The organism is Vibrio sp. 11-4(1), assembly GCF_013048625.1.
GTDB lineage: Bacteria > Pseudomonadota > Gammaproteobacteria > Enterobacterales > Vibrionaceae > Vibrio > Vibrio diabolicus.
In genome coordinates this window covers 1-6,187 of record NZ_VHSY01000030.1, presented here as the reverse complement: position 1 = coordinate 6,187, position 6,187 = coordinate 1, and the positions used below count along the sequence as shown (strand labels likewise).

At 40.6% G+C, this 6,187-nt stretch carries 8 protein-coding genes; 2 read left to right on the top strand and 6 right to left on the bottom strand.

Annotated elements, in window-relative coordinates; all coding sequences use genetic code 11:
* Positions 1-241: 241 nt before the first annotated feature.
* The 5 genes from FKN16_RS23870 to FKN16_RS23835 all read right to left on the bottom strand — a co-directional run bounded on the left by FKN16_RS23870 (position 242) and on the right by FKN16_RS23835 (position 3,398).
* Positions 242-697: a hypothetical protein gene (locus tag FKN16_RS23870; RefSeq protein ID WP_074191380.1), complete on the bottom strand. Its 456-nt coding sequence runs from the start codon at positions 695-697 to the stop codon at positions 242-244.
* A 152-nt stretch (positions 698-849) separates the two neighbouring features.
* Complete coding sequence (locus FKN16_RS23860) at positions 850-1,266, bottom strand: lysozyme inhibitor LprI family protein (protein ID WP_170903694.1); 417 nt, start codon at positions 1,264-1,266, stop codon at positions 850-852.
* 158 nt (positions 1,267-1,424) lie between these two features.
* A complete protein-coding gene (locus tag FKN16_RS23855) occupies positions 1,425-1,856 on the bottom strand; it encodes a hypothetical protein (RefSeq protein WP_031820161.1) in 432 nt (143 codons plus the stop codon).
* 141 nt (positions 1,857-1,997) lie between these two features.
* Positions 1,998-2,396 (bottom strand): DUF6232 family protein, encoded by a 399-nt coding sequence (locus FKN16_RS23845; RefSeq protein WP_017058505.1) that lies wholly within the window; start codon positions 2,394-2,396, stop codon positions 1,998-2,000.
* A gap of 621 nt (positions 2,397-3,017) precedes the next feature.
* Complete coding sequence (locus tag FKN16_RS23835) at positions 3,018-3,398, bottom strand: hypothetical protein (RefSeq protein WP_212756558.1); 381 nt, start codon at positions 3,396-3,398, stop codon at positions 3,018-3,020.
* Positions 3,399-3,705: 307 nt separating this feature from the next.
* Here FKN16_RS23835 and FKN16_RS23830 point away from each other — a divergent pair, with 307 nt between their 5' ends.
* Complete coding sequence (locus FKN16_RS23830) at positions 3,706-3,948, top strand: type II toxin-antitoxin system Phd/YefM family antitoxin (protein WP_005442033.1); 243 nt, start codon at positions 3,706-3,708, stop codon at positions 3,946-3,948.
* A gap of 7 nt (positions 3,949-3,955) precedes the next feature.
* The gene (locus FKN16_RS23825; RefSeq protein WP_015296889.1) at positions 3,956-4,255 is read left to right on the top strand and encodes a type II toxin-antitoxin system RelE/ParE family toxin; all 300 of its coding nucleotides are present in this window, start codon (positions 3,956-3,958) and stop codon (positions 4,253-4,255) included.
* 748 nt (positions 4,256-5,003) lie between these two features.
* Here FKN16_RS23825 and FKN16_RS23815 read toward each other — a convergent pair.
* On the bottom strand, positions 5,004-5,912 hold the full coding sequence (locus FKN16_RS23815; RefSeq protein ID WP_170903692.1) for an Imm49 family immunity protein: 909 nt from the start codon (positions 5,910-5,912) through the stop codon (positions 5,004-5,006).
* Positions 5,913-6,187: the final 275 nt, after the last annotated feature.

Genomic DNA, 6,187 nt, shown 5'->3' with positions numbered 1-6,187 from the left:
AGTACCAAATTGAAATTAGTCGCATTAGCTTAATTAAGGGAACCGACCAAACACGCTAAACCTCTGAACCTAGTAACGGTATCAATGTGCTTTCATATTTTCTGCGCCAGTTAACGCCTTGTTAAGGTGTGAGGCACGCAATACCCAAGCTTCTGCATAACACCTTAATCACTAAAACCAACGCATAGTAAAAATGCCACGCGTGCCGAATCACTCTTGAACAATTTGTTATGTTGAGATGTTAAGTAACGCGTTCATAACTATCTAGCATCTTCACAGGCAACTGGTTTTCAACTAGAAAATTGTAAAAACGTAGATCTTCAATTAAGTTAGGAGAAGCTAATTCAAAGTCTTGATAGGTCTGATTTTTGAAACGAAACCTTACCGTATGTTCAAACCTTTTGGTTTGCGCATACAAAATTTCATGAATATCAGCAGTATTTATACTTGTACCTAAAAGAGATAAACTATTACCATCAAGCACAACTTCTAGCGACTGTTTCGGTTTGGATGCTAAATACTCAGCGGCTAAAGATACAGCACAAAAAAATGCGATGTACCCTAGTTGTGTTAAAAATGGAGCCTTAGATATCTCGACTAAGTAGTAAGCAAACATGCCACATATCAATACTCTAGTGACAAAGCTATACATTAATTTAAAACTGACCAATTTACTTTGTTTCAATAAAGTTTTCATAACTTCCTTCTCAACATAACGCCCTGTTAAGGGGTGAGCAACGCAACACCGATGCCTCCGCATACCGCCTTAAACACTGAAACTAACGCATAGTGAAAATGCCACGCGTTGCGAATCCCTCTTGAACAGTTTGTTATGTACGTGGTTGAAACCTACTCTACACTTGGCTCCGGTAAAACTGGTGGTGTACTGTCCATATAAGTTAAAAAGTTTTCCCATAACTCGTGCGTTCTTTGCTTAGTTAACTTGGTTTTGCACGATATCCCCATAATTCCACGAATAGTTCCATCACGCCATTGCGTATAAACCGAATCACAGTGAGAGGACATATATGCTTGCCAATCCTGTTGAGCAAGCTTAATTGCTGCGATCAGTTCTGGGTCATGAGAGTTGTGCTCAAAGCTAGTGCTTAGATATTTATCTAATTTAACTTGTGCTGACTCTAATTCAATAGCGGCACATTGATTTATCTCGATTGTGGTCATCGCGTTATTACAGTCAATGGACTCCTCTTTAGCAAGAGCACCAAACGAAAGACTAGCTAATATAATGATTAGACACTTATTCATCGTTTTCTCCGAAAGCACATAACGCCCGCTTAAGTGGTGAGCAACGCAGCCACTTAACCTAAACCATTGCACCGTAAACACGAAACCCTACCTTGAACTGAAAATGCCAAGCGTTGGGAATCACTCTTAAATGCTTTGTTATGTTTTTAAGAAATTAGTTACAACAACCCAACTAATTTCTTAAAATCTTTTAGGCTATTGCATACCACTCCAATACCGAAGTCACCATTGTCTGCATGGTAAACTTTCCCGCTGTGTACTCCCGACAGGGAAATTAAGTATAAAGAATCATACGATAAAGCAACCGGGTATAAATGTTGTGCTTCTACAAAATCTTTGCTTATTTCAAAGTGCACCACATAATCTTCCAAGAAACCGAGATATTGATGAATCTCGATAACTTCGCGACTACTGCATATCTTTTCAAGAGATTCTTGCTGAGTGATGTTTCCGTAGTAATTGACTGTAAGTTCAATTTCTAATTCGGATAATTCACTACCAGCATAAGCAGTAAAAAACTCTATAAGCTCATCAGAAAGCTGATTGCCGTATAGGTGATGAATATCTAGAAGGCTACTTTCAAAATCCATAACTTCAACCTGGGAAGAAAAACATAACGCCTTGTTAAGGTGTGAGGCACGCAATACCGAAGGTTCCGCATAACACCTTAACCACTAAAACCAACGCATAATAAAAATGCCACGCGTGCCGAATCACTCTTGAACAATTTGTTATACGAATTTCTTTAGTGCCAACACTTGCTGTTCAAATAACTCACAATCTGACTTTGAGTATGACTTAGCGACATTAACCCATTGAACGCCCGTTTCATCTATGTGGCGAAACTCGACTTGAAGTGCATATTTAGAACAACGAAAAAGAGCAAAAACCAAACCTACAACCGTCAGACTAAGAACTAAAACTAGTAGCCATTGTGGCACCTCTTCCAACCTTGGAATAACTAACCAAACTGCCCCTGAAAAAACACACACCCAGAATAAAACTTGACCTAAGTTATCAAGAAAACTTAACTTTTTAACCCTAACATTGTTTATCTTAGACAAAGGATATGAGTCTTTCTTAAACCTGAACTCTTTTGAATCCAAGTTAAAATCAGTACTTTTGTACATAATTTCCCTCTATTCGTATAACGCCTTGTTAAGGGGTGAGCCACGCAATACCGATGCTGCCGTATGCCACCTTAATCACTAAAACCAACGCATAGTAAAAATGCCACGCGTTGCGAATCCCTCTTGAACAATTTGTTAGCTTAAATTATGTAGCACCAAGCCAGACCACCCCAAAACAGAATATTCAAAGTCCAGACCATTACACTCTGAACTGGAAGCATATGAAAAACTAACTGGGGACATGCCTTAAGTTCACTCGGAGAGAACAGCATTTGCGGCTGAAAATCCCAACTAGTAGCTAAACGCAGACCTTTTTTGAATCTAGGATGATTCACCAAATATTCAGCGTAGGATGAATAAATTGTCCATAATCCAAAAAAGCTTAGTAACTCAATTAGGGATATCACTTCCAAACTAAATGGCAATAGTGAAGGTCCACCAATGAGCAAAATAGCTGCAAATATCCATTTTCTATTTCTCATCCTTGTTAATGATTTAAGCTAACGCCCAATTAAGGGGTGAACAACGCCTCCACCCAAACCTAAAATACTGTGCCATAAACACTAAATTTGAAGTAGAAGCAAAAGTGCCAAGCGTTGTGAATCCCTCTTAAATTGCTTGTTATGTGCATTTTCCCAGCATTAGCTGCCAGTCACTTTTGGATACCCAAGATTCCAATACCCTTACCCTGTGATACCCTTTTGGAGTCAAAGACGTAATACGAATATATCGTCTTCCCAAGATTGACCTCTGGTGCCTTAATGCTGCGGGGATGCCAAATAAATATATTTCTTCGGTATCTGTTGTTAGGTTGCTTTCGCTTTTCCTCAAAGCACTGATGTATTGGAAAATAGCACCAACTACAACTGCACCATAGGCAATAAAACTCTGTTCTATCGAAAAGACAAACTGCATTACCAGCAGAATTAACACACCACCAATCACTGCTGATATGCTCTGAGACAGTGCTCTGGGATAACCCACAAATTCAATTTTACGCATCATAGAACCTCCTTTGCCTATTGTTCTATGGAATACGAAAAATACACTCAACGCCTTGAATCACTGCGAGTTTGTTCACATAGTCGCATGCACATAACGCCCTGTTAAGGGGTGAGCAACGCAATACAACAGCCGCCGCATACCACCCTAAACACTTAAACCGACGCATAGTGAAAATGCCACGCGTTGCGAATCCCTCTTAAACAGTTTGTTAGTTTGCACTTCGCACAAATCGCACGATTTAATTAAATTGAACATTTCATGCGATGCATTATAATCTAACTGTACACTCAATTGGGAACTGACCATGCATACATTAACAGCCAATGATGCCAAACGAAATTTCGGCGAACTACTTCTGAGCGCACAACGTGAGCCAGTAAAAATCAGCAAAAACAGTAAAGATACTGTCGTTGTCATGTCTATTCGTGACTTTGAAGAGCTAGAAGCTATGAAAGTTGAGTACCTCAAACACTGCTTTAAGTCAGCTAAAGAAGACTTGAACAATGGAAACACTGTTGATGGCGAAAGCTTTCTGAACTCGCTGTAACTAACTTATGCAAAAGAACAAATACAAGCTAAGTAACTTAGCGCAATCTCACTTGCGCAAAGTCAAAAACTACACTGTTGAAAATTTTTCTGAATTACAGTGGCGCAACTATAAAGACACTTTGCTATCAGGGTTTCAGATGCTAGCTGATAATCCAGGTTTAGGAAGAAGTTGTGACGAGATATACCCAAATGGCTTTTATTTCCCGATTGGAAAACACACAGCTTATTTCACCAAAGAAGATGACTTTATCTTAGTCGTGGCTGTCTTAGGTCAATCACAGCTACCCCAGAATCATCTGAAATAACATGACTTTCACCCTAGAAATAATAACTGGGGTGAGAGTTTATCCATGCAAACTAACGCTTTGCTAAGGTGTGAGTAACGCAATACAAAAGCTACCGCACGACGCCTTAATCACTGAAGACACCGCATACCAAAAATGCCACGCGTTACGAATCACTCTTAAGCAACTTGTTAGTACGCTGCTCGTGAACATTTGGCACATGCCAAGATATTGAAATATAGCACGAAATTTTTGGCTTAAAACGCTTAAGCCAAACAGACAACTACCAAACTAGAGCTCAATCTCAAAACGCAAGTTGGCTAGAAGAAAAACTTGCTTAACTGCCCTATTTTCGCCGCTTTCAAATTAACAAAGGAGACGGGCTGCAGAACTAAACAACAGCGCCAAAAAAACTCAGTTTTTGACGAGAGTTTCCCAGCATTAAAGAAACCACACCAGAGAAATAGCCCGAAAGTTAGAAACCGTAAACGGTGAAGTCAAAGCGAACACTCCACATATAGTGCCACCGGAAAGAACGTGAAAGGCACATTTGACCAGGTGTAAAGCAAGGAAAAGAAACCGATAAACCCCGAAATTTTTACCGTTGATGCCAATCCAGTACTAACGCCCTGTTAAGGTGTGAGCAATGCAATACCGATGCTTCCGCATGCCGCCTTAATCACTTAAACCAACGCATAATAAAAATGCCACGCGTTGCGAATCACTCTTAAACAGTTTGTTATACGCAAACCAGAAGAGACAATACCGTTTAGTCGTGTTCTTGTGCTGTGTATTTATTTAAAAAGTCATAGCTCAACGTGGGTAGCGGTTGGGTATAGAACACCTCTGGTACATAGTCAGTGTCAAAACCAATGCGGTAACCATACCTTGCAAAGGCGACTTTGGCTAGGGTGGTCAGTTGCATGGAAAAATAGCCGTGTTCTGAATCATTCAGACGTGGCTGGCTCCAATATTCATGGTGATTTTGAACTGCAGAGTACATTGCCTTCTGGTAGGTTTTTTCATCAGCGCCACCAAATACTTTCATCATCACATCGATCACTGATAAATCGAGGTAGGTGACACTATCAGGCTTATCGTGACTCACCGGCTCAGAGGCACTATGGTTGACGTACTCCTGAATCAAATTCATAGGCTCGCCATCACTCAAGCTGAAAACACACCCGAGCAACCTAATGAAGGTATCACCAGATTCGCTCCGCCATTTAACTTGCGGGTGATCCACGATTTTAACGAAGCGTCTTGCGCTATCAAAATCTTCGCACAACAAAGAGCGCCATGTGGATATCTCCAGGTGCGCGCCTTCAATCCCACGGCGATCCCTATCAGAGTGAAAACCAAATGACACCTCTTTATTTGGTAACGAAATCGTAATCTTTTCGCCATCCTCCAGTAAGGCATATTCAATACTTTTTGAGTCAAAATACTGCCAAGCGACGAGGGAGTGCAATGCACTGTCAATGTCCGCAAGTTTTAAATATAGTGATCTAGTGTAAAGCGCAAACCCCAAATCTCCTGGATTGACATAATTCCACTCTTCACTTTGCGCCAACCTGCGTGTGATTACATCGGTCAAAGCCGCAATATTTCCTGGTTGATCTTTGTATACTTTTCGAGCGCCATCATAGTTGATTGGCGGGTATTGTTGTGTCGTCATTTATTACTCAATTTATATTTTATTATATCTAGCACAAGTAGTACTCCGGCGTATAACGCCGCATTAAGGTGTGAGCGGCGCTTGGCTATACTTGAGCGAAGCGAAATTGCCAAGCGTTGCGAATCACTCTTAAATGCTTTGTTAGGGTTCTTGGATTCAAGTACGAAGTGCGACACCTCTGAACATAAAAACAGTGAGATGCGATAATCATGAAGTTTGCTCCCGCCAAGAAGTAAAAAACATGAAATACACACACCTCACTGAGAACGAAAGGT

What these genes read in the sequence shown, in the direction of transcription:
- FKN16_RS23825 (WP_015296889.1), top strand. Translation starts at nt 3,956, where the DNA reads ATGCAAAAGAACAAATACAAGCTAAGTAACTTAGCGCAATCTCACTTG.
- FKN16_RS23815 (WP_170903692.1), bottom strand. Translation starts at nt 5,912, where the DNA reads ATGACGACACAACAATACCCGCCAATCAACTATGATGGCGCTCGAAAA.
- FKN16_RS23870 (WP_074191380.1), bottom strand. Translation starts at nt 697, where the DNA reads ATGAAAACTTTATTGAAACAAAGTAAATTGGTCAGTTTTAAATTAATG.
- FKN16_RS23845 (WP_017058505.1), bottom strand. Translation starts at nt 2,396, where the DNA reads ATGTACAAAAGTACTGATTTTAACTTGGATTCAAAAGAGTTCAGGTTT.
- FKN16_RS23855 (WP_031820161.1), bottom strand. Translation starts at nt 1,856, where the DNA reads ATGGATTTTGAAAGTAGCCTTCTAGATATTCATCACCTATACGGCAAT.
- FKN16_RS23860 (WP_170903694.1), bottom strand. Translation starts at nt 1,266, where the DNA reads ATGAATAAGTGTCTAATCATTATATTAGCTAGTCTTTCGTTTGGTGCT.
- FKN16_RS23830 (WP_005442033.1), top strand. Translation starts at nt 3,706, where the DNA reads ATGCATACATTAACAGCCAATGATGCCAAACGAAATTTCGGCGAACTA.
- FKN16_RS23835 (WP_212756558.1), bottom strand. Translation starts at nt 3,398, where the DNA reads ATGCGTAAAATTGAATTTGTGGGTTATCCCAGAGCACTGTCTCAGAGC.